Genomic DNA, 20,792 nt, shown 5'->3' with positions numbered 1-20,792 from the left:
CGGGAGGGCCGATGACACACGGGATCGACGACATCGACGTGGCGCCGGGGATCGTCTTCCCCGACACCTCCGACGGGCGCGTCCACGTGGCGGGCGCGATCATCGCCGCCCCCGACGGGAGGATCTTCGCCCAGCGGCGGTCCGCGCACCGCAAGGTGTTCCCGCACTGCTGGGACATCGTCGGCGGGCACGTCGAGTCCGGGGAGACCATGCTGGCCGGGCTGGTCCGCGAGGTCGAGGAGGAGACCGGCTGGCGGCTGCGCACCGTCGTGGCCGAGCTGTTCCGCATCGACTGGGACCCGGGCGACGGGGTCACCCGGCACGAGGTGGACTACCTGGTGCGGGTGGAGGGCGACCTGGACGCGCCCCGGCTGGAGCCGGAGAAGCACACCGAGTTCATGTGGGTGGACGAGGAGCGGCTGCCGCTGCTGCGCGACGAACGCGACCCGGGCGACTACTTCATCACCGACATCGTCGAACTCGGGCTGGACGCCGCCCGGGACCTGTGACCACCACCGGGCCGGCGATCATCCGATGACCCGCACCCGTGTGGGGTCATCGGCGTCCCACACGACGGGGACCCCACCGGGGGCGAAGTCGCCCGAGACCTCCTCGACGTAGGTCAGACCGTCGGCCTCGTAGCGCAGGACCAGGTACTCGGCGCAGCTCCCCCGCCCCTGGGAACGGCAGGTCACCCCGATGACCTCGGCGACGCCCTCCTCCCGGTGCTCCCACTCGACCAGGGCGTCCAGGGGCCAGGAGACGAGGACGACGATCACCGACACCGCGCACGCCACCAGCGCGGGGACCCAGAACACGCCACCGCTCACCAGACGGAACGGACGCGGGGGGCGCGCCGCTGGGACCCGCTCGGTCCGGTGGTACCAGGCCTGGACCACCACGGTGCCCGCGCCGACGACGAACATCGCCGCGACCCCCACCGGCACGAGGCCCTCGGGGGCGGTGGCCAGGGACGGCACTCCTCCCCGGGCGAAGGGCGGCGCGGCGAGACCGATCGCCGCCACCGACAGCAGGGTCGCGCCCGCGACGGGGCCGACGAGGGCGCGCGGTGTCCACCCGCCCGGTTCGGGGCCCTGGACGTGGACCCTGGCCCGGCGCCAGGCCCACCCGCCCCGGATCCCCGTCGGCGCCCACAGGGCGTGTACGCCGAAGAGGACCACGACCGCGAGGGCGAGCGCCCACCACGGGGTCCACCGGTGGTCGGCCAGGACCGCCTGTTCGGGGTGATCGACCAGGTGGCGGACGGTGACCTCGACGGGGTCGCCGTGCCGGTACGTCCCATGGGCGAGGACGGTGGCCTCCTCGCCCGCCTCGGTGCGCAGGGACACGACCGGCTCGCCGTGGCGGATCTCCACGATGGTCGCCTCGACGGTGCGGGAGTGGTGGGCGAAGGCGACCTGCCGGACCGTCTCGGCCGAGGCGAGGAACACCAGGGCACCGAACAGACCCCCCAGGAGGAGGACCGCGATCAGGGTGGGGACGTGGTCCCGTCGGGTCCGCCGACGTGTCGCGGCCCGGCCGCGCTCCCGTTTCAGGCGGTGGAGGAAGTCGATCAGCCGCTGATCGTGCTCCGACGGGTTCACCGGATCCACCTCACGTGTTCGGGCCGGGTCACGGACCACTCCACCGGGACGAGTCGCTCGCTCCGGAGGTGCGACACGTCCGCGCAGTCGACGTCGATCGTCGTCCGGTAGGGCAGGTCCGCGACGGTGTGGTGCAGGTCGGCCTCGGCCCGGCAAGCGCCTCGGTCGTCCCTGGTCCGAACCTCGGAGACCAGGGCCGTGCCGGTCTCGGTGACGGCCATGGCGCGGTGCTCCCGGTAGGCGTCCCACCCGAACCCGGCCGGGAGACTCAGCGCCGTGAGGACCAGGGCGAGGACCAGGACCGTCGAAGCCACCTTCGGGGGCAGGGTCCGGACCCGGTCCGGGACGACGCGCACGGGGGCGCGGTCGGCGTAGCGCAGCAGGGCCCGCAGCGCCAGGACGATCCCGGGCGGCAGCAACAGCCAGGCGGCGAAGAGCGATGCCAACGCCCCGAGGTCGGGGGACTCCCCGCTCACGGAGGCCCGGATCAGACCCCATCCGCCCAGCAGCGCGCCGCCCACCGCGCACACCGCCCCCGGGATCGCCCGTGACAGGACCGGACCCCACAGGTCGATCCCCCGGTCCCGGTCCTTGTGGGGACGGCGGCGGCTGCGGGGCGGGCGTCGGCGGCGCAGGTTCCAGGCGGCGCGCAGGCCCCAGGGGGCCCACACCGCGAGCGACCCGAGGCAGAGGAGGACGGTGAGCACGACGAACGGCCAGGGGGACACGTGGTCGCCCAGTACCACCGCCTCCGGTACGAACGGGACGTGCCGAACGGTGGTCTCCACCGGGTCCCCGGACGTGTGCGAGCCGTGGGCGAGCGCCTCCAGCGGGGTCCCGGTGCCGACATCGACGAGCACCACGGGGTCCCCGTCGCGCACGGCGACGATCCGCGCGGGGCGGGGCACCACCGCGAACCACCGCACCACCCACTCCGCCAGGAACTCGGTGACCAGGGCGAGGGCCGCGACGAGGAAGGGCACCCACCACAGCCAGGAGAGGTCCGCGGCCGTCGGCGCGGGTCGCCGGTCGGGACGTGCGCTCATTCGGTCCCTCCTCTCAGCCGGACCCGGGCGGGATCGTCGGCCTCCCATTCGACCGGCACGGTGTCCCGCGTCAACAGCCGTTCCAGTGCGGCCTCTCCGACGCGGACCTCCTGTTCGTGGACGATCCCGTCGACCTCGTAGCGGAGCTTCACGAACGTCCCACCCTCCGCGGCCCGGACATCCGCCACCTCCGCGGTGCCCGCCACCGGTTCGCGCAAGGCGTCGGGTGCCGTGGCCGAGCCGCCGAGCAGGAACAGGGAGGCGGCCAGGGCGACCATGAGCGCGGCGAACAGTCCGCGCGCCGTGCCCGGGGGGAGCAGCCGGAACGGGCGGGGGAACCGTCGCACGGGGCGGTCCTCGGCGTACCGCAGCCCGGCCCGGACGGCCGCGATGAGCGCACACGCCGACAGCGCGGGCACGGGAACGAGCAGGAAGGACGTCTGGGCCGTGATCACCGCCGTCCGGTCGGTGAACGCCACCACGGCGACCGGCACCATCGCGATCGCCGTCAGGACCGCGGCGATGGTCAGGAGCGGCGCCAAGGGTCGGGGAGGGTGCGGCGGGCCCTGCACGTGGACCCGGAACCGGCGCACGAACCAACCGGCCCGCAGACCGTTCCGGTGGTGGAGGGCGAACACCCCCAGGAGCAGGAGCGGGGCCGTCAGGACCAGGGGCCACCCCGGCCACGGTTCGTGGTCGACCGTCTGCGCGACCCAGGGGGCGTCCGGGAGGTGGAGCACCTCGACGGTGCGGTCGGGGGTGGGCCGGTGGTGGCCGTCCGCCCGGGTGATCAGCCGCTCCCCGGCGTCGGTCTCGAAGTCCACCACGATCCGGCCGGAGGAGACTTCGAGGACGGTCGCCTCGACCGGGAGGCCCTCCGCCGTGAAGGCGGCCCGCTTGAGGTGGGCCTCGGTGGCGGCGGCGAGACCCAGACCGTGGACGAGGCCGAGGATCACGGCGAGCGGCAGGACCAGGAGGAGGAACCCGCAGCCGCTCATGGGCTTGTCGTTCTTGCCGACGCGGTGGTCGGGCATGAGGCGTTCGAGGAGGTCGACGTGCGCCTGTTCGGGATGCCTCATCGCACCCACCGGACGTGTTCCGGGGCGGTGGCGGACCACCGTACGTCGATCCGCCCCACCGACCCCAGCGCCGGCAGGTCGTCGCACTCCACCTTCAGCGTCGTCCGATAGGGCGGTTCGGCCGCCGTGTACGCCACCAGGGCACGACCCGGGCACTCCCCGTTGCGGGACGGCACCGTCCGAACGTCGACGACCTCGGCGGTGCCCGCCCCGGTCAGGGCGGTCGAGGGCCACACCGCGTACTCCCCCCACAGGGGCACGGCGCAGCCTCCCGCGATCCCGATGACCGCAGCGGACACCCGGAGTGCCCGGACGGCTCCGCGCGGAAGCACCCGGAAACGCGCCGGAGGACGGATCCTCACCGGTGCGCGCTCCGCGTACCGGTACAGGGCGTTGAGCGCTGACCCGGTGCCGGCGGGAACCAGCAGCTTGCCCTTGTGGCTCACCGAACGCCCTCCACCCGGACCAGAGTCGGGTCGTCGGCGTCCCAGGCCACCCGGGCCTCGTCGCCCGGTTCCAGGTCCAGACCCGGCATGGCGGCGGTCGCCGTGTAGGCGAGACCGTCGACCTCGTAGGCGAGGGCCACCCTGTCGTCGCCGATCACGTCCCCACAGCCCACGGCCAGCACTCTCGCGGTGCCCTGCACGGGGGTGGCGATGGGCTTCTCCTCGATCAGCATCGCGGGCACCGCCACGAGCAGGAGCACGGCGACCGGCGAGCACAGCAGGGCGAGGTAGGCCCTGCCGGAGAGCGGCTTCGGGGGCGCCGGGGACTTCTCCCGGGGTGCGCGTTCCAGGTATCGGCACCAGCCCTGGAACAGCAGATGGAAACCGGGCAGCACGAGGGCCGCCCCGAGCGCGCTCGCCGCGATCGCCGGGAGTCCGGTGGCGCTGCCCGCCGGCCGGGCCGCTGCCGCCCACCCGGTCCCGGACGCCAGCAGAGCGACGGCGACCGCCGCCAGGACCGCCCCTGCGGCGAGCCGCGACGTGATGGGGCGGGTGAACACCGGCCCCGGCGGTTCTTTCCGCTGGTATGCGCGGAGCCGGGCCCGGTACGGGGTCTCGTGCGGGCCGCGCGGATGGCGCAGGAGCAGCACGAGCAGGATCAGGACCGGCGGCGCGCCGTACAGCAACGGCGGCACCCACAGGCCGTTGTCCAGGACCGCACTCTCCGGGTCCCCGGGCAGATGGCGGACCGTCACCTTGAGAGGACCCGCGGGATCGTGGGAGCCGCGGGCGGTCGTGGTGACCTCGGCGCCGTCGGCGGTGGTGAACACGACCTCAGGTCTGCCGTCCACGACTGCGGTGACCGTGCCGTGCACGGTCTCGGCGCGGGTCGCGTACTCCCAGCGGGTGATGAGGTCGCCCCCGCCGCCCAAGAGTCCGATGAGGCCGAGGAGCGCGAGCCCGATGTTGATTCCGATGGCGTCCCGGGTCGAGAGCCGGTCCAGGCGGACCTCGGCCAGACCCCGGGGAAGTCCGACCGGTTGGAGGAAGGAACGGCCCTGGCTCGGACGGTAGGACCGCCGCTGCGGGGCCGGCTTGCGCTTCGATCGCCGCTGACGGTGCGCGCTCATTCGGCCGTCACCACACGAACGCGAGCGGGGTCGGACGCCGGCCATTCCACGTCGACTTCGGTGGTGCCCTTCAGCAGGTCCACGGCGTCGTCGGAGCAGAACTCCGTCACCCGCTGCTCGTAGGTGAGACCGTCGGCCGTGTACCGCAGGTCGGCGGACCAGCGGCACGGGCCGCGGCCGCCGACCTCGCCCTGGCTGAGGATCTCGGCCGTGCCGGCCGCGGTGGTGTCGCGTGCGAAGGCGCGGTGCTCCAGGTACAGGCCGGTGAGGCCGTGGGCCGACAACCCCAGCGGGACACTCAGGAAGGCGGCGCAGCACAGGACCACGCCCGCGCCTCGGGGCAGCAGCCGAATGGGGCGGGGCGGCCGCGGTGCCGGGGCGTGCTCGGCGTGGAGCAGCAGCGCCCGGGTGCCGAGGGCGAGCGCGCCCGTGGCGAGGACGCCCGCCGCGATCAGGGCCGGGTAGGGCGCGATCCTCGCGAAGGCGGCGGTGGCGGCCGCGGCGGTGGCCAGGGTCGACGCGCTTACCGCCCAGGGCAGGACCCGCCGCCGCGCCTCGCGCGCGGTGCGTTCGGCACCGTCCTTGTGGGCACGAACCCGGTGCCGGTGGTGGGCGTCGCGCAGCGAACCCGGGAGGTACCACAGGCCCAGGCCGAGGGCGGCGGGGAGCATGAGGGCCACCACCCACCAGGGGCGCGGAGTGTGCCCCTCGGTGACCACCACGGCGGGGTCGCCGGGCAGGTGGCGGACCGCGACGTCGCGGGGCCCGCCGTGTTCGTGGCCGCCGCGGGCGATGGCGGTGACCTCGGTGCCGTCGGCTGTGGTGAAGGAGACACGCGGATCGCCGTTCACCACCGCCACGACGCGGGCGGTGGCCGGGTGGCCCTGATCGGCGAGTACCCGGTGTTCCTCCTGGTAGGAGGCCAGCGCGGCAAGACCCGTGCCGGCCAGGCCGCCGACGGCGATCGCGGCGAGCACCGCGAACGTCCAGGCGGTCAGCGGTCGCATCGGTGCGTCGGCCGGATCGGGTCGCGCGGCGGGCCACGCGTGTACGTGGCGGTCGGCGCGCCGCCGTGCCCCGCGGCGTTGCCATTCGGGGGTCGTGTGGGGGCGGTGGCGGGTCTTCCCGCGCCGTGTCACCGGGTTTCCCCGCGCGGGGCGATGGGGTGCCGGGAAGGTGCGCCGGGGAAACGGGACACGGGGGATCCTTCCGGGACAGGGGACATTCGATTCGTCTTTTTCATTGACGCGTCGACCGGGCCGACGGTTTCCCCGCCGTTCACCAGAGGTGCAGGGCCAGGAGTCCCGCACCGGTCCAGGCCATGAACAGGTTCACCGGGATCGTCCGTTCCCGGTCCAAGCCCCGGGGCGGCAGCTCTTCGGTCGCGGGTCGGGTGGCGGCGACGAAGTCGCGTACGCGGTCGGCGAGCCACCGGTTCCGGCCGGGGGTGCGGCCCCAGGAACCGGAGGTCACCGATGTCCCATCGGCGAGGCGCACGGTGAGGGAACGCCTCCCCGGCTCGACGCCGGCCACGAGTTCGACCGGGACGATCGTGGTGCGCCGCCCTCCGCGCAGGTACAGATGGGTGCCGACCAGCCCGATGCGCGGGACGATGAGGGCCTGCACGACCACCGACCCCACGACGGCCAGAGCCACGAGGACGGCCCCGGAACCCCGGGTGAGGCCGTCGGTGAGGACGACCGTCACCCCGCAGAGCGCGATCACGACGGTGAGGAGCACGACCCCGACCGCCCTCCTCTTCCGGTGGGCGAGAGTGCGCGGTGGCAGCGGGTGCGGTTCCGGCCGGCCGCCCGGCCCCCTACCGGTGCGCAGGCGGCGCAGCGCCTTGTCGACGGCCGGCATGCCGACGACCCCGTAGGCGGTGATCATCGCGCAGCCCTGGAGCACGGCCGTGGGCTCCACCTTCCACACCACCAGCACGATGACGACGAGTCCCAGGTAGAGCCGCGTGCAGGAGAGGGGCAGCGGGACCGCCCGCAGCACCAGGCGGACCAGACCGTCCACGGGCTCGCGGGACACCCGGCGTTCGTGGACGATGAACCGGGCCTCCAGGCCCAGCGCGACGGCGAGACCCGTGGCGAAGAGCAGGACGTGGATCACGACGCCGACCGGAGGGCGGACGGCAGCGGTGCCGCGAGGAGGAGCGCGGGAGGGGGAATCGGGGACATGGGGGAATCCATCCGGCCATACGGTCGAGGAGCACCCAGAGTGTCACATTCCGCTCACCTCACATCCCCTTCGTCCTGTTGTGGCCACGGATCTGCGCGATCGCCCGGGGGATCCCCGCCAGCAGGTCCGAGGCGCTGATCGGGGCGCCGTCGTGGGCCAGGACCGCCGCCCGGCCGTGCAGGTGCGCGCCGCACACCGCGGCCTCCGTCGCGGGCAGGCCCGACGCCATGAGCGCGCCGATGATCCCCGACAGCACGTCGCCGGAACCGGCCGTGGCCAGCAGCGGCGTGCCCGTCCCGTTGGCCGCCACCGGCGATCCCGGATGGGCGATGAGCGTGGTCGATCCCTTGAGCAGCACCGTGCAGTTCAATTCGCGGGCCGCCCGGGTGACGTGTTCCAGGCGTCGCGCCTCCACCTCGGCCCGGTCGGTGTCCAGGAGGCGGGCCAACTCCCCGGCGTGCGGGGTGAGCAGGGTGGGCGCGGTGCGGGTGCGGACCAGGTCGGACAGGGTGCCGGCGGCGATGATCGTGAGGGCGTCGGCGTCGGCCAGCACCGGGAGGTCGCTCTCCAGCACCACGTGGAGTTCGTCGACGTTGCCGGGCCACACACCCCGGCCGGGACCGATGACGACGGCGGCGGCACGGCCCGGGTCCAGGTCGGTGCTGCTGAGCGGATCCACGTCGTCGGCGACCACCTCGGGCCAGCGGGCGAGCACCTGGTCCACCACCGGGGAGGGGCCGGCGTAGCGGACCATGCCCACACCGGTGCGCAGCGCCCCGCCGACGGTCAGGACGGCGGCGCCCCGGTAGTGGGCCGAACCCGCGCGGACGGCGAGGAGGCCCCGGCGGTACTTGTCGGATTCGGCGTCGGGGACGGGCAGCAGCGGCGCGATGTCGGCGTCCTCGAAGGACAGCAGGGCCGGACCGGGCAGTTCGGGCCCCAGGCCGATGTCCACGAGGCGGACGCGGCCGGCGCGGGCGGCCCCGGGGTCGATGAACAGGCCGGGCTTGTACGTGCCGAAGGTGACGGTGACGTCGGCGCGGACCGCGTGCCCGGCCACCTCGCCGGTGTCGGCGTCCACCCCGCTGGGCAGGTCGACCGCGACCACGGGGGCCGGGGCGGTGGCGGCCAGCCCGGCGAGGACGGCGTGCGGCGCGCGCAGCCCGCCGCGACCCCCGATGCCGAGCATGCCGTCGACGATGAGGTCGGCGTCGAACAGGGTGTCCTCGGCGGTGCCCTCGTGGAAGTCGGCGATCCGGCCCCCGGCGGCGCGCAGGGCGGCCAGTCCGCCCTCGTGGGCCCGGTCCCCGGCGAGCACGGCGCGCACGTCGGCGCCCCGGGCGGACAGGTCGGCGCCGGCGTAGAGGGCGTCGCCGCCGTTGTCGCCCCCGCCGACCAGCAGCACGACACGGGATCCGTACACGCGCGGCAGCAGCCGGGCGCAGACGACGGCCAGGCCGGTGGCCGCGCGGCGCATGAGCGCCCCCTGGGGCAGGCGGGCCATGAGCGCGGCCTCGGCCTCACGGACGATGCCGACGGTGTGTGCGGAGCGCACGGGTGGACCTCCCCGGAACGTGACGTGGGCACCATCGTGCCCCACCGGGAGGGTCGGACACCCCCGACGCCACGCGGGAATCCCCCGGTCGGATATCACCATTCGACCACCCAACGGAGTGGCCCCTTGACACAATGGAGTCATGCCACGACCGAGCAAGTACACTTCCCGGTCCGATCTCGGCTGGGGCCCCTCCCCCGCCGGCCGCGCGAACCCCCGCTCCGGCCTGGTCGTCCACTACGACAGTGTCGACCAGAACCTCGCCGGCAAGGATCACTCGGCCTGTGTCGCCTACTGGAACGCCACCCGTCGCTTCCACACGGGCCCCTCCCGAGGCTGGGCGGACATCGGCTACTGCGTCGACGAGGAGACGGAGATCCTCACCGAGGACGGGTGGCGGACCTTCCGCGACATCGCCGAAGGCGATCTGGTCCTGACCCTCGACCACACCACCGGCCTGTCCCGGTGGCAGCCCCTCCAGGCGGTGAACGTGTTCCCCGCGCTGCCCCGCGAGCTCGTCCTCATGGAGGGCAGAGCCCACTCGTCGCTGACCACCCCGGGACACCGTTGGCCGGTGGAACGCCGCCCGACCCGGCGGTCGGGCCGGGACGAACGTCCGGGTCCGGGGTTCGAGCGCGCGTGGGCGGTCACCGAGGAGCTCACCTCACGCGATCGCATCCGCACCGCCGCGCCCTGCGGCGACCTGCCGGTCCAGCCCAAGTGGCCCGACGCCCTGGTCGAACTGGTCGGCTGGGCGTGGACGACCGAGGGGCACCGGACGGTGATCCGGCGGCCGAGGAAGCGCGACGGCGAGAGCGCCGTCCGGGTGCGCACGGCACTGCACGCCCTGTTCGGGGCGGCGATGGAACCCGACACGACCGCGGACGCCCGGCCCGGGTGGTGGGAGCGCTACACCGTGGACACGGCGGTGTTCCGGCTGTCCCCCGCCGCGGAGCGGATCCTGACCGAGCAGATGCCGGGGCGGGTGCCCTCCCACGCGTTCCTGCGCTCGCTCACCCGGGCCCAACTCGACCTGTTCCTGCGGGTGACCATGTCGGCGGGCGGGCGCGACGGCCGGTTCCTCGAACGACCGGACCGGGCGGGGGCGGAGGCGTTCCGGTTCGCCGTCATCCTGGCCGGACAGGCCGCGACGGTGCGCGGCGTGCCGCTCGGGGGGTGGCGGGTCGAGCTGTCCCCCGAGCACGGCTTCAGCCCTCGGGCGGTGGCGGCCCGCACGCCGGGGTTCGTCGTCTGCCGCATCCGGTACGAGGGCCACATCTGGTGTCCCACCACGCCGGACGGGACCTGGCTGGCCCGGCGGGCGGGCACGGTGTACTTCACCGGGAACTCGTTCATGGCCTGCGCGCACGGCCACGTCCTGGAGGGACGCGGGCTGTACCGCGTCCAGGCGGCCCAGCCGGGCGGGAACTCCTCGCACTACAGCGTCACCCTGGCCACCGGTCCCGGGGACGGCATCCCCCGGGAGCAGGTCGAGGCGGTGCGGCGACTGCGCGCGTGGCTGATGGAACCGGCCACCTCCATCTCCGGGAAGGTGCTGGGGCACCGGGACTTCGTCGCCACCTCCTGCCCCGGTGACAAGGCCTACCGCATGGTCCGGGACGGCACCTTCGCCCGACCCCCGAGTTCCTCCGAGGGAGACGATGACATGCCCGGCCACCGCAGGTTCGAGAAGGACGAAGCCCAGGAGCTGGTACCGGGGACGTGGGCGAGCCTGCGGTTCGACCGGCGTCACGACGGGCGCACCGGGGCGCTGTACGCGCTGGTGGGGACCGATGAGCCGGGCGGCGCCCTGTACGACCTGTCGGTGGGGGTGACCATCGAGGGTCTGGCCCCGGGCACGGAGGTGCGGTTGCGCGCCACCGAGTACGAACCCGACGGGAACGGCGGCTGGAAGGTGGCCCGCGACCGGCCCATCGACTCCCCCGTGCAGGCGGCGGGCGACGCGCACTTCACCTACGCGTGGAAGGGCAACCTGGCGGCGGGGCGCCGGGTGCGGGTGCGGGTGGCCCAGTTCGGCGACCGGCCCGCCCGGGTGACGGCGGCCACCGCCGACGTGTTCTTCTGGCCCAGGTGACACGGACACCGCCGGTGATTGATCGGTGACCCTCGGGGGCGGATGCTGGACCCGACCGGCGGACCGTCCCGAGGAGACCTCCATGCCCGAGCATCACCGTTTCACGAAGGACACCCGCAGCGACCTGACCCCGGCCGTCTGGCACGACATCGTGTTCGACCGCCGTGAGGACGGGGCGACCGATGTCCGGGCGCTGGCGGAGGAGGGGCTGTACGACCTGTCGGTGGGGGTGACCCTCATGGGGATCACCCCGGGCACGGAGGTGCAGGTGCGGGCGGTGGAGTTCGACGCGAACGGGGACCCGCTCTCCGAACGCCCGGCGGGCGGCGAGGTGCACGCCACCGGTCGCGGCCGGTTCGCGTACTCCTGGAAGGGCGCGGTGCCGCCGGGCGGCCGGGTGGGCGTGCGCGTGGTCCAGTTCGGCCAGACCGACGCCCACCTGGTGTCCGCCGAGGCCGACGTGTTCACCTGGTCCGCCTGACCCGGCCCCTGCTCACATCCCACCCCGTCCCCGTCCCGGTCCAGGTGCGGCCCGTATCCGGACAAGGCGGTGCCCCCGCCGAGGGGACGGGGGCACCGAGGGGTGGGGGCCGGGGTCAGAGCCGGTTCCAGGCTTCGGTGAGGACCTTGCGCAGGATGGTCTCGATCTCGTCGAAGTGCTCGGGCCCGCAGGTCAGCGGCGGGGAGAGCTGGATGACGGGTTCGCCGCGGTCGTCGGCGCGGCAGATGAGGCCGGCGTCGAACAGCGCACCGGACAGGAACCCCTTGAGGAGACGGTGGGACTCGTCGTCGGTGAAGGTCTCCTTGGTCTCCTTGTCCTTCACCAGCTCGATGCCGTAGAAGAACCCGTCGCCGCGCACGTCGCCGACGATCGGCAGGTCCAGGAGCCGCTCCAGGGTGGCCCGGAACACCGGCCCGTTCTCGCGGACGTTGTCGAGGATCCCCTCGCTCTCGAACAGGTCGAGGTTGGCCAGCGCGGCGGCGGCGGCCACCGGGTGCCCGGCGAACGTGACGCCGTGCAGGAACGCGGTGCCCTTCTCCTTGAACGGCTCCATGAGGCGCTCGCGGGCGATCATGCCGCCCAGCGGGACGTAACCGCTGGTGGCGCCCTTGGCGAAGGTGATGATGTCGGGGACGTAGCCGTACCTGGTCGCGCCGAAGTACTCGCCGAGGCGGCCGAAGGCGCAGATGACCTCGTCGGAGACCATCAGCACGCCGTACCGGTCGCAGATCTCGCGGACCCGCTGGAGGTAGCCGGGCGGCGGCGGGAAGCAGCCGCCGGAGTTCTGCACGGGCTCGACGTACACGGCGGCGATGGTGTCCGGGTCGTTCTGGACGATCGCCTCCTCGATCTGGTCGGCGGCCCACCGGCCGAACGCCTCCACGTCGTCGCCGTGGTGCGGCGCCCGGTAGAAGTTCGTGTTGGGCACCTGGAGGGTGCTGGGCACCAGCGGCTCGAACGGGGTCTTGATCCCCTGGAGGCCGGTGATGGACAGGGCGCCCATGCTGGTGCCGTGGTAGGCGATGCGCCGGCTGATCACCTTGTGGCGGGTGGGCTCACCGATGGCCTTGAAGTACTGGCGGGCCAGCTTCCACGCCGACTCCACGGCCTCGGAGCCGCTGGTGGTGAAGAAGACGCGGTTCAGGTCGCCGGGGGCGAGGGAGGCGATCCGCTCGGCCAGTTCCACGGCCTTGGGGTGGGCGTAGGTCCAGATGGGGAAGTACGCCAGTTCCCGGGCCTGCTCGGCGATGGCGTCGGCGATCTCGGCGCGACCGTGCCCCACCTGACTGACGAAGAGCCCGGCCAGACCGTCCAGGTACCGCTTGCCCTTGTCGTCGTAGACGTACACGCCCTCACCGCGGCTGATGACGGGGACGTCCGCGTCGTTGTAGGCGGCCATCTCCGTGAAGTGCATCCACAGGTGGTCCTTGGCCGCCCGCTGGAGGTGCTCAGGACTCAGGTGCGCTGCCACTTGGTACTCCAAGGTCGTCTGGTTTCGCGGGGACCACGATCGGGTCGACCCGGGGGCCTCGTGACAAGACCCTCTCAATAGAAATAGTCGCACTTATGTGCGTTCTGTCAAGTATCCGTTGAGAAACCTAATTTTTACAACGGAATCCATTGGAAGATCTTGATCTCGCCGTGGTCGGATGGCAGTGTGGCAGATCACAGCGCCATGCGCGCGCACCAACAGCCCAGTCGGCGCACCGACGCGCTCGACCGATCCGGGAGCAGAGCACCGTGACCCAAGACCTGCGCAACTTCGTCAACGGCGAGTACGTGGACACGGCCGACGGAATCCGCAGCGATCTCATCGACCCGGCCACCGGGAAGGTCTTCGCCACCGCCCCCGTCTCCACCGCCGAGGACGTCGACGCCGCCTTCCAGGCCGCCCGGAACGCCTTCGAGAACGAGTGGCGCGACCAGACCCCGGCCCAGCGCCAGATCGCCCTCAACAAGTTCGCCGACCGTGTGGAGGAGCGAGCGGACGAGCTCGTCGCCGCCGAGGTCCAGAACTGTGGCAAGCCCGTCGAACTCACCAAGAGCGAGGAGATCGCCCAGGTCCTCGACGCCCTGCGGTTCTTCGCCGGCGCCACCCGCAACCTGGAGGGCCGCGCCGCGGGGGAGTACATGGCCGACCACACCTCCTGGGTCCGCCGCGAACCCATCGGCGTCGTCGGGCAGATCACCCCCTGGAACTACCCGATGGCGATGGCCGCCTGGAAGATCGGCCCGGCCCTGGCCGCCGGCAACACCGTCGTCCTCAAGCCCTCCGACACCACCCCGGTCTCCACCCTCCTGCTCGCCGAGATCGCCGCCGAGTTCCTGCCCCCGGGCGTTCTCAACGTGGTCGCGGGCGACCGGGACACCGGCCGCGCCCTCGTCGAGCACCCGATCCCGGGCCTGATCTCCCTCACCGGGTCCACCCGGGCCGGCTACGAGGTCGCCCAGGCCGGGTCAAGGGACCTCAAGCGCCTGCACCTGGAACTGGGCGGCAAGGCCCCGGTCATCGTGTTCGACGACGCCGACATCGAGCGGGCCGCCGCCGGCATCGCCGAGGCCGGGTACTTCAACGCCGGCCAGGACTGCACCGCCGCCACCCGGGTACTGGCCGCGCCCGGCGTCCACGACGACCTGGCCGCCGCCCTGGCCGAGCAGGCCCGGGGCACCGTCACCGGCCCGCCGAGCAACGTCGACGCCGCGTTCGGACCGGTCAACAACGCGAACCAGTTGGCGCGGGTGAGCGGGTTCCTGGACCGCGCCCCCGACCACGCCGAGGTACTGGCCGGCGGATCACGGGTCGGCGAGGAGGGCTTCTTCTACGCGCCCACCGTGGTCTCGGGCCTGCGCCAGGGCGACGAACTCGTCACCGACGAGATCTTCGGCCCGGTCATCACGGTGCAAAGGTTCACCGACGAGGACACCGCCGTCGCGTGGGCCAACTCGGTCGAGTACGGCCTCGCCTCCAGTGTGTGGACCAAGGACCACGCCAGGGCCCTGCGGGTCTCACGCCGCCTCGACTTCGGCTGCGTGTGGATCAACACCCACATCCCGATCACCGCGGAGATGCCGCACGGCGGCTTCAAGCACTCGGGTTACGGAAAGGACCTGTCCATGTACTCCTTCGACGAGTACACCCGCGTCAAGCACGTCATGAGCTACATCGGCGAGTGACCCACCCGGCCGGTCCGCTCGGGCGGACCGGCCGCCACCCGGTACGGAACGAGCAAGCGACAGGACCACCCCCACCATGGCCTCCATCAGCACCACAGCACCCGCGACCTCCGACGAGGGGACCACACCGTCGCCGGAACCCGCGATCAGCCTGGAAGGGGTGTACAAGTCCTTCCGCTCCGGCTCCGAGACGGTGCACGCCGTCGCCGGCGTCGATCTCACCATCGAACAGGGCGAGTTCTTCTCCCTGCTGGGCCCGTCCGGCTGCGGCAAGACCACGACCATGCGCATGATCGCCGGGTTCGAGGACCCCACCGAGGGGACCGTCCGGCTCGGCGGACGCGACGTCACCGGTGTCGCCGCCAACCACCGCGACGTCAACATGGTCTTCCAGAGCTACGCCCTGTTCCCCCACATGAACGTCGCCGAGAACGTCGCCTTCGGCCTCAAGCGCAAGAAGGTCGCCAAGGACGAGATCAAGCGGCGCGTCACGGAGATGCTCGACCTGGTCGAACTGGGGCACCGGGCCAAGCACCGCCCCACCCAGCTCTCCGGCGGCCAGCAGCAGCGCGTGGCCCTGGCCCGGGCGCTGGTCAACCAGCCGGCCGCCCTGCTCCTGGACGAGCCGCTGGGCGCTCTCGACCTCAAGCTCCGCCAGGCCATGCAGGTGGAACTCAAGCGCATCCAGCGCGAGGTCGGCATCACCTTCGTCTACGTCACCCACGACCAGGGTGAGGCGTTGACGATGTCGGACCGCCTCGCGGTGATGAACAACGGCGGGGTGGAGCAGCTGGGCACCCCGGCCGAGGTGTACGAGCGGCCCGCCACCCGGTTCGTCGCCGACTTCATCGGGACCAGCAACCTGATCCGCGGCGTGGTGCGCGGCGATGTCGGTGGCGTGTGGCGGGTGGAGATCGCCGACGGCGCCACCGCCCTGGTCGCCGGGTCGCCCGACACCGTCACCAGCGGCACCCACCTGCACCTGACCGTGCGCCCCGAGAAGATCCGCATCGGCGTCGACCGCCCCGGCGACGACGTCAGCGCCGTCCAGGGCGTCATCACCGAGACCGTCTACCTGGGCGCGGCCACCCACTACCAGGTCGACATCGGCGGTGGAGAGGAGATCACCGTGTACCAGCAGAACGTCTCGGACTCCGCACCGGTCGCCGAACGCGGCGCCACGGTGTGGCTGTCCTGGCCCGCCCGGCACTCCTACCCGCTCCTGGCCTGACCGAGCGGCAGCGATCCACGACCTCAGGGCGCCGACCGTCGGCGCCGACCACGCCCGAAACCCCGCCATCCCCCCGCGGATCACCGAAGTCAAGGAACGACGACATGCACAACCGCTCGCGCACCGGTCTCGACCCCGCACTCCTTCGCGGTCTCACCAGGGCACGCCGCAGCCCGCTGGAACTCCCGGGGCCGACCCGCCGTCGCACCCTCCAGGCCGGCGGGGCTGCCGCGGCGGCCCTCGCCCTGTCCGCCTGCGGGGTCGGCGGCCAGCAGCGCGACCCCGCCGCCGACGCGAACTTCTGGGAGGGCAAGGAGCGCACCGGGAACCTGCGCTGGGCCAACTGGCCCCTGTACATGGACTCGGAGCGCACCCAGATCCAGCAGTTCACCGAGGCCACCGGCATCGAGGTGGAGTACAAGGAGGACGTGCAGGAGGCCGCGTCCTTCTTCGGCCGGATCCAGCCCAAACTGGCCAACGAGGACGACCTCGGCTACGACCTCATCGTGCTGCCCAACGGGTTCGAGCTGGCCAAGCTCATCGAACTGGGCTACCTGGTCCAGCTCGACCACGCCCTGCTGCCCAACTTCACGGAGTACGCGGGGGAGATCTACAGGAACAGCACCTTCGACCCGGGCAACAAGTACACGGTCCCCTACGCCTCCGGCATCACCGGCATCGCCTACAACCCGGAGTTCATCGACCGGGAGATCACCAGCGTGCAGGACCTGTGGGACCCCGCCTTCGAGGGCAAGGTCGGCATGTTCTCCGACCCCCAGGAGATCGCCAACTTCGGGCTGCTCGCCAACGGCGTCATCCCGGCGGACTCCACCCCGGAGGACTGGGAGGCGGCCGCCGACAGGCTCCGCGAACAGCGCGACTCCGGAGTGGTGCGCGCCTACTACGACCAGGACTTCATCCAGCCGCTCACCAACGGCGACCTGTGGATCACCATGGCCTGGTCCGGTGACATCTACCAGCAGAACTCCGAGGAGGGGACGAACCTGAAGTTCGTCATCCCCGAGGAGGGCGCCACCCTGTGGACCGACAACCTCATGATCCCGTACACCACGCAGGCCCCGGTGGACGCGATCGAGCTGATGAACTTCCTGTACGAGCCGGAGATCGCCACCGGCCTGACGGAGTACATCGCCTACATCTCACCGGTCCCGCACGCCCAGGAGGTCATGCTGGAGTGGGCCGCGGCCGAGGACGGCGAACGCGCCGACGCGCTGCGCGAGATGGCCGAGAGCCCGTTGGTGTTCCCCTCCGAGGGCGACTACCAGAACCTGCACAACTTCGTGGTCCTGCCGACCGAGGAGCAGGACGGCTTCTCGTCCCTGTTCCAGGCCGTCACGCAGAGCTGACGCCGGACGATCCCGAGTCTTCCCATGAGAAACCGCAAGCTGACGCCCTACGTCCTGGTCCTGCCGGCGTGGACCTGGTTGGCGTTGTTCTTCGTGATCCCCATCGGTGGGATGCTGTCGCTGTCGTTGACCACGGGCAACGTGATCACCGGCTTCCAGCAGACCTTCGAGGTGGGCAACTACGTCAACGCCATCGGGACCTACTGGGAGCAGATCCTGCGCTCCCTGTTCTACGGCGGGTGCGCCACCCTGGTGTGCATCGCCCTGGGCTACCCGATGGCCTACTGGATCGCCTTCAAGGGCGGCGCCTACAAGACCACGTACCTGCTGCTGCTCCTGCTGCCGTTCTTCGTGTCGTTCGTGCTGCGCACGATCTCCTGGCGGTTCTTCCTGTCCGACAACGGCGTGGCGCTGGGTCCGCTCAAGGACCTGGGACTGCTCCCGGAGGGGTTCGCGGTGCTCAACACCGCTCCCGCCGTGATCCTGGGGCTGGCCTACAACTTCCTGCCGTTCATGGTGCTGCCGATCTACGCGGTGCTGGAGCGGATGGACCCCCACCTGGTGGAGGCCTCCCACGACCTCTACGCGAACCGGTTCCGGGCGTTCTTCCACGTGATCCTGCCCGTGTCGCTGCCCGGTGTGTTCGCGGGCGTGCTGATGACGTTCATCCCGACCAGCGCGGACTACGTCAACGCGGCCGTGCTGGGCGGCACCGACAACACGATGATCGGCAACGTCATCCGGACCCAGTACCTGGTCAACAACAACTACCCCATCGCCGCGTCGATCACCTTCGTGCTCATGGGGCTGCTCCTCATCGGCATCTTCAGTTACGCCCGGGCACTGGGCACCGAACGGGTCATGGAGGTGCACACGTCGTGAGCGCCACGTTCGAGACCACCGACCGCCCCGTCGAACGGAAGCGGTCCACACCCCGGATCCGACGCCGGACCGACTGGGGACGCTGGTACACGTGGGCCGTTCTGGCCTGGCTGTTCGCGCCGATCGCGTTCATGATCGTGTTCAGCTTCAACGACCCGGCCGGGCGGCACAACATCACCTGGCAGGGGTTCACCCTGCGGTGGTACGCCGACGCGTTCGCCTACCGCGACCTCAACGAGGCGATGTACAACTCGGTGACCATCGCGCTGTTGACGATGTTCGTCGCCGGGGCGCTGGGGACCCTGCTGGGTCTGGCCCTGGGACGGTACGACTTCCGCGGCAAGCAGCTCACCAACCTGGTGATGTTCGCGGCCATCAGCGCTCCCGAGGTGGTGCTGGGCGCCGCCCTGTTGTCGACGTTCCTCATGATGAACGTGACCACCGGGTACTGGACGACGGTCATCGCACACGTGATGTTCTGCGTGTCGTTCGTCGCCATCACGGTGCGGGCCCGGGTCATCACCCTGGACCCGAGCCTGGAGGAGGCCGCCCGGGACCTGGGCGCCGGGTCGTGGACCACGTTCCGGCTGGTGACGTTCCCGATGCTGTTCCCCGCCATCATGGCGGGCGGGCTGCTGGCGTTCGCCCTGTCCATCGACGACTACATCATCACCTCGTTCGTCAGCGGCGACGTGACCACGTTCCCCCTGTGGATCTGGGGCGCCACGCGCGTCGGAATCCCCCCGCAGGTCAACGTCATGGGCACGCTGTTGTTCGCGGTCGGACTCGTCATGGCCGTGGTCAACATCGTCGCGGCCCGACGCCGGGCCTGAGGGCCCGCTCCGGGGCACCGGCGGGGCGCGCGTCGCCCGGGTCGGTGCCCCGACACGTATCAGGATCAGGAATCGTTCCCATCACCGACGGAAGTGTGTGATACCCATGGCCGACGCGGTCACCGCAGGGGCCTCCCGGGCGCTGGAGGGCGCCCTCCCCCGGGTCTTCTGGCTCGATCCCGACGTGCCCGGTCACGACGTGCCCGAGCCCGCGCCGACCCTGGTCGGCGACGTGTTCGCCGACCTGGCCGTGGTCGGCGGCGGGTTCAGCGGACTGTGGACGGCGCTCATCGCCAAGGAGCGCGACCCGGACCGGGAGGTCGTCCTGGTGGAGGCGCGCACCGCCGGGTGGGCGGCCTCCGGGCGCAACGGCGGGTTCTGCGCCGCCAGCCTCACCCACGGGTACGACAACGGCGCCGAGCGCTGGCCGGAGGAGATCGCCGAACTCGAACGCCAGGGGCGCGCCAACCTGGACGCCATCGGGGAGACCGTGGAGCGGTACGGGATCGACTGCGAGTTCGAGCGCACCGGTGAGCTGCTCGTGGCCACCGCGCCGTGGCAGGCCGACGGGTTCGACGAGTCCGCCAAGGCGATGAACGCCCTGGGCGGTACGGCGGAGGTGTGGGACGGCGAGCGGACCCGCGCGGAGATCGCCTCCCCCACCTACCTGGGGGCGCTGTACGAGCGGGACGGGGTGGCGATGGTTCACCCGGCCAAGCTGACCGGGGGACTGCGGGCGGCCTGTCTGCGATCGGGGGTGCGGATCTTCGAGAACACGCCCGTACGGGCGATCGGGTCCACCTCGACCGGGCTGCGTCTGGAGACGCGGGGCGGGGCCCTGCACGCGCCCAAGGTCGCCTGGGGCACCGGGGCGTTCCCGGGGCCGCTGCGGCGGCTCAAGCACTACCTGGCGCCGGTGTACGACTACGCGCTGATGACCGAACCGCTGAGCGAGGAGCGGATGGCGTCGCTGGGGTGGAAGGGCCGCCAGGGGGTGGGGGACGCGGCGAACCTCTTCCACTACTACCGGTTGACCGCCGACAACAGGATCCTGTGGGGCGGGTACGACGTCGTCCACCACTACGGCGGGAAGGTCCGGCCGGAGTACGACCAGCGGCCGGAGACGTTCCAGCGGCTCGCCGAGCACTTCTTCACGACGTTCCCGCAGTTGGAGGGGGTGCGGTTCACCCACACGTGGGGCGGGGTGATCGACACGTGCAGCCGGTTCTCGGGGTTCTTCGGCACCGGGTACGGCGGCCGGCTGGCCTACGCCGCCGGGTACACGGGGTTGGGCGTGGGGGCGACGCGGTTCGGCGCCCAGGTGATGCTCGACCGCCTCGACGGGCTGGACACCGAACGGGCCCGGTTGCGGATGGTGCGGGAGAAGCCGCTGCCGTTCCCGCCCGAACCCGTGCGCTCGCTCGGCATCGAACTGACGTTGCGGGCCACGGCCGCCGCGGACCGCAACGACGGGCGGCGCAACCTGTGGCTGCGGAGCCTGGACGCGATGGGCCTGGGCTTCGACAGCTGACGTTATGTGATGGTTCGTGCGGCGTGTCGGGAAAAGGTTGGTAGGACGGGGTAAAGGGGATCGTCCCGCGCGGCGCGGCGAGGGCCCCGCGCGGCCGGCGTGGGCCAGGATGGAGCCGACCACGGGA

At 72.1% G+C, this 20,792-nt stretch carries 18 protein-coding genes and 1 pseudogene; 9 read left to right on the top strand and 10 right to left on the bottom strand.

All coding sequences use genetic code 11. The features are described 5' to 3' along the window. The first annotated feature begins 11 nt into the window (after positions 1-11). Entirely contained in the window at positions 12-509 is a 498-nt protein-coding gene (locus PWG71_RS23565; RefSeq protein ID WP_274812149.1) for an NUDIX domain-containing protein, read from the top strand. Between the two features lie 18 nt (positions 510-527). Here the strand turns inward: PWG71_RS23565 and PWG71_RS23560 are convergent, their stop codons facing one another. From PWG71_RS23560 to PWG71_RS23525, 8 genes are all read right to left on the bottom strand, one after another. Continuing rightward, positions 528-1,604: a DUF3592 domain-containing protein gene (locus tag PWG71_RS23560; protein WP_274812148.1), complete on the bottom strand. Its 1,077-nt coding sequence runs from the start codon at positions 1,602-1,604 to the stop codon at positions 528-530. Beyond that, positions 1,601-2,650 (bottom strand): hypothetical protein, encoded by a 1,050-nt coding sequence (locus PWG71_RS23555; protein ID WP_274812147.1) that lies wholly within the window; start codon positions 2,648-2,650, stop codon positions 1,601-1,603. Before PWG71_RS23555 ends, PWG71_RS23560 begins: the two co-directional genes overlap by 4 nt. Further along, positions 2,647-3,729 (bottom strand): hypothetical protein, encoded by a 1,083-nt coding sequence (locus PWG71_RS23550; RefSeq protein ID WP_274812146.1) that lies wholly within the window; start codon positions 3,727-3,729, stop codon positions 2,647-2,649. The genes PWG71_RS23555 and PWG71_RS23550 overlap by 4 nt, the downstream gene beginning before the upstream one ends. Continuing rightward, complete coding sequence (locus tag PWG71_RS23545) at positions 3,726-4,175, bottom strand: hypothetical protein (protein ID WP_274812145.1); 450 nt, start codon at positions 4,173-4,175, stop codon at positions 3,726-3,728. The genes PWG71_RS23550 and PWG71_RS23545 overlap by 4 nt, the downstream gene beginning before the upstream one ends. Next, entirely contained in the window at positions 4,172-5,305 is a 1,134-nt protein-coding gene (locus PWG71_RS23540) for a DUF3592 domain-containing protein (protein ID WP_274812144.1), read from the bottom strand. Before PWG71_RS23540 ends, PWG71_RS23545 begins: the two co-directional genes overlap by 4 nt. After that, positions 5,302-6,312, bottom strand: a complete 1,011-nt coding sequence (locus PWG71_RS23535; protein ID WP_274812143.1) for a hypothetical protein — start codon at positions 6,310-6,312, stop codon at positions 5,302-5,304. The genes PWG71_RS23540 and PWG71_RS23535 overlap by 4 nt, the downstream gene beginning before the upstream one ends. 271 nt (positions 6,313-6,583) lie before the next feature. Next, positions 6,584-7,426, bottom strand: a complete 843-nt coding sequence (locus PWG71_RS23530) for a hypothetical protein (RefSeq protein ID WP_274812142.1) — start codon at positions 7,424-7,426, stop codon at positions 6,584-6,586. A gap of 127 nt (positions 7,427-7,553) precedes the next feature. Next, the gene (locus PWG71_RS23525; RefSeq protein ID WP_274812141.1) at positions 7,554-9,050 is read right to left on the bottom strand and encodes an NAD(P)H-hydrate dehydratase; all 1,497 of its coding nucleotides are present in this window, start codon (positions 9,048-9,050) and stop codon (positions 7,554-7,556) included. 142 nt (positions 9,051-9,192) lie between these two features. Here PWG71_RS23525 and PWG71_RS23520 point away from each other — a divergent pair, with 142 nt between their 5' ends. Beyond that, positions 9,193-11,145: an N-acetylmuramoyl-L-alanine amidase gene (locus PWG71_RS23520; RefSeq protein ID WP_274812140.1), complete on the top strand. Its 1,953-nt coding sequence runs from the start codon at positions 9,193-9,195 to the stop codon at positions 11,143-11,145. Between the two features lie 82 nt (positions 11,146-11,227). Next, on the top strand, positions 11,228-11,626 hold the full coding sequence (locus PWG71_RS23515; protein WP_274812139.1) for a hypothetical protein: 399 nt from the start codon (positions 11,228-11,230) through the stop codon (positions 11,624-11,626). Positions 11,627-11,637: 11 nt separating this feature from the next. On the opposite strand, the pseudogene PWG71_RS28875 reads toward PWG71_RS23515, so the two are convergent. Both PWG71_RS28875 and PWG71_RS23510 read right to left on the bottom strand, forming a co-directional pair. Then, positions 11,638-11,691, bottom strand: a pseudogene (locus PWG71_RS28875) (excalibur calcium-binding domain-containing protein); the annotation flags it as partial. 50 nt (positions 11,692-11,741) lie between these two features. Then, entirely contained in the window at positions 11,742-13,118 is a 1,377-nt protein-coding gene (locus PWG71_RS23510; RefSeq protein ID WP_274812138.1) for an aspartate aminotransferase family protein, read from the bottom strand. A gap of 251 nt (positions 13,119-13,369) precedes the next feature. Between PWG71_RS23510 and PWG71_RS23505 the strand changes: the two genes are divergently transcribed. The 6 genes from PWG71_RS23505 (at position 13,370) to PWG71_RS23480 (ending at position 20,665) form a co-directional block, all read left to right on the top strand. Then, a complete protein-coding gene (locus tag PWG71_RS23505) occupies positions 13,370-14,821 on the top strand; it encodes a gamma-aminobutyraldehyde dehydrogenase (protein WP_274812210.1) in 1,452 nt (483 codons plus the stop codon). A gap of 76 nt (positions 14,822-14,897) precedes the next feature. Then, entirely contained in the window at positions 14,898-16,052 is a 1,155-nt protein-coding gene (locus tag PWG71_RS23500) for an ABC transporter ATP-binding protein (RefSeq protein WP_274812137.1), read from the top strand. A gap of 104 nt (positions 16,053-16,156) precedes the next feature. Further along, positions 16,157-17,419 carry a polyamine ABC transporter substrate-binding protein gene (locus tag PWG71_RS23495; protein ID WP_274812136.1) on the top strand — a complete coding sequence of 421 codons (1,263 nt, stop codon included), beginning with the start codon at positions 16,157-16,159 and terminating at the stop codon, positions 17,417-17,419. A 24-nt stretch (positions 17,420-17,443) separates the two neighbouring features. Continuing rightward, a complete protein-coding gene (locus PWG71_RS23490; protein ID WP_274812135.1) occupies positions 17,444-18,301 on the top strand; it encodes an ABC transporter permease in 858 nt (285 codons plus the stop codon). Then, positions 18,298-19,134: an ABC transporter permease gene (locus tag PWG71_RS23485; RefSeq protein WP_274812134.1), complete on the top strand. Its 837-nt coding sequence runs from the start codon at positions 18,298-18,300 to the stop codon at positions 19,132-19,134. The genes PWG71_RS23490 and PWG71_RS23485 overlap by 4 nt, the downstream gene beginning before the upstream one ends. Before the next feature lie 106 nt (positions 19,135-19,240). Then, positions 19,241-20,665: an NAD(P)/FAD-dependent oxidoreductase gene (locus tag PWG71_RS23480; RefSeq protein WP_274812133.1), complete on the top strand. Its 1,425-nt coding sequence runs from the start codon at positions 19,241-19,243 to the stop codon at positions 20,663-20,665. Positions 20,666-20,792: the final 127 nt, after the last annotated feature.

The sequence above is a fragment of the Nocardiopsis sp. N85 genome (genome assembly GCF_028882275.1).
Lineage (GTDB): Bacteria > Actinomycetota > Actinomycetes > Streptosporangiales > Streptosporangiaceae > Nocardiopsis > Nocardiopsis lambiniae.
Note: the sequence above shows the minus strand (reverse complement) of the source record. Positions and strands in the feature narration are given on the sequence as shown.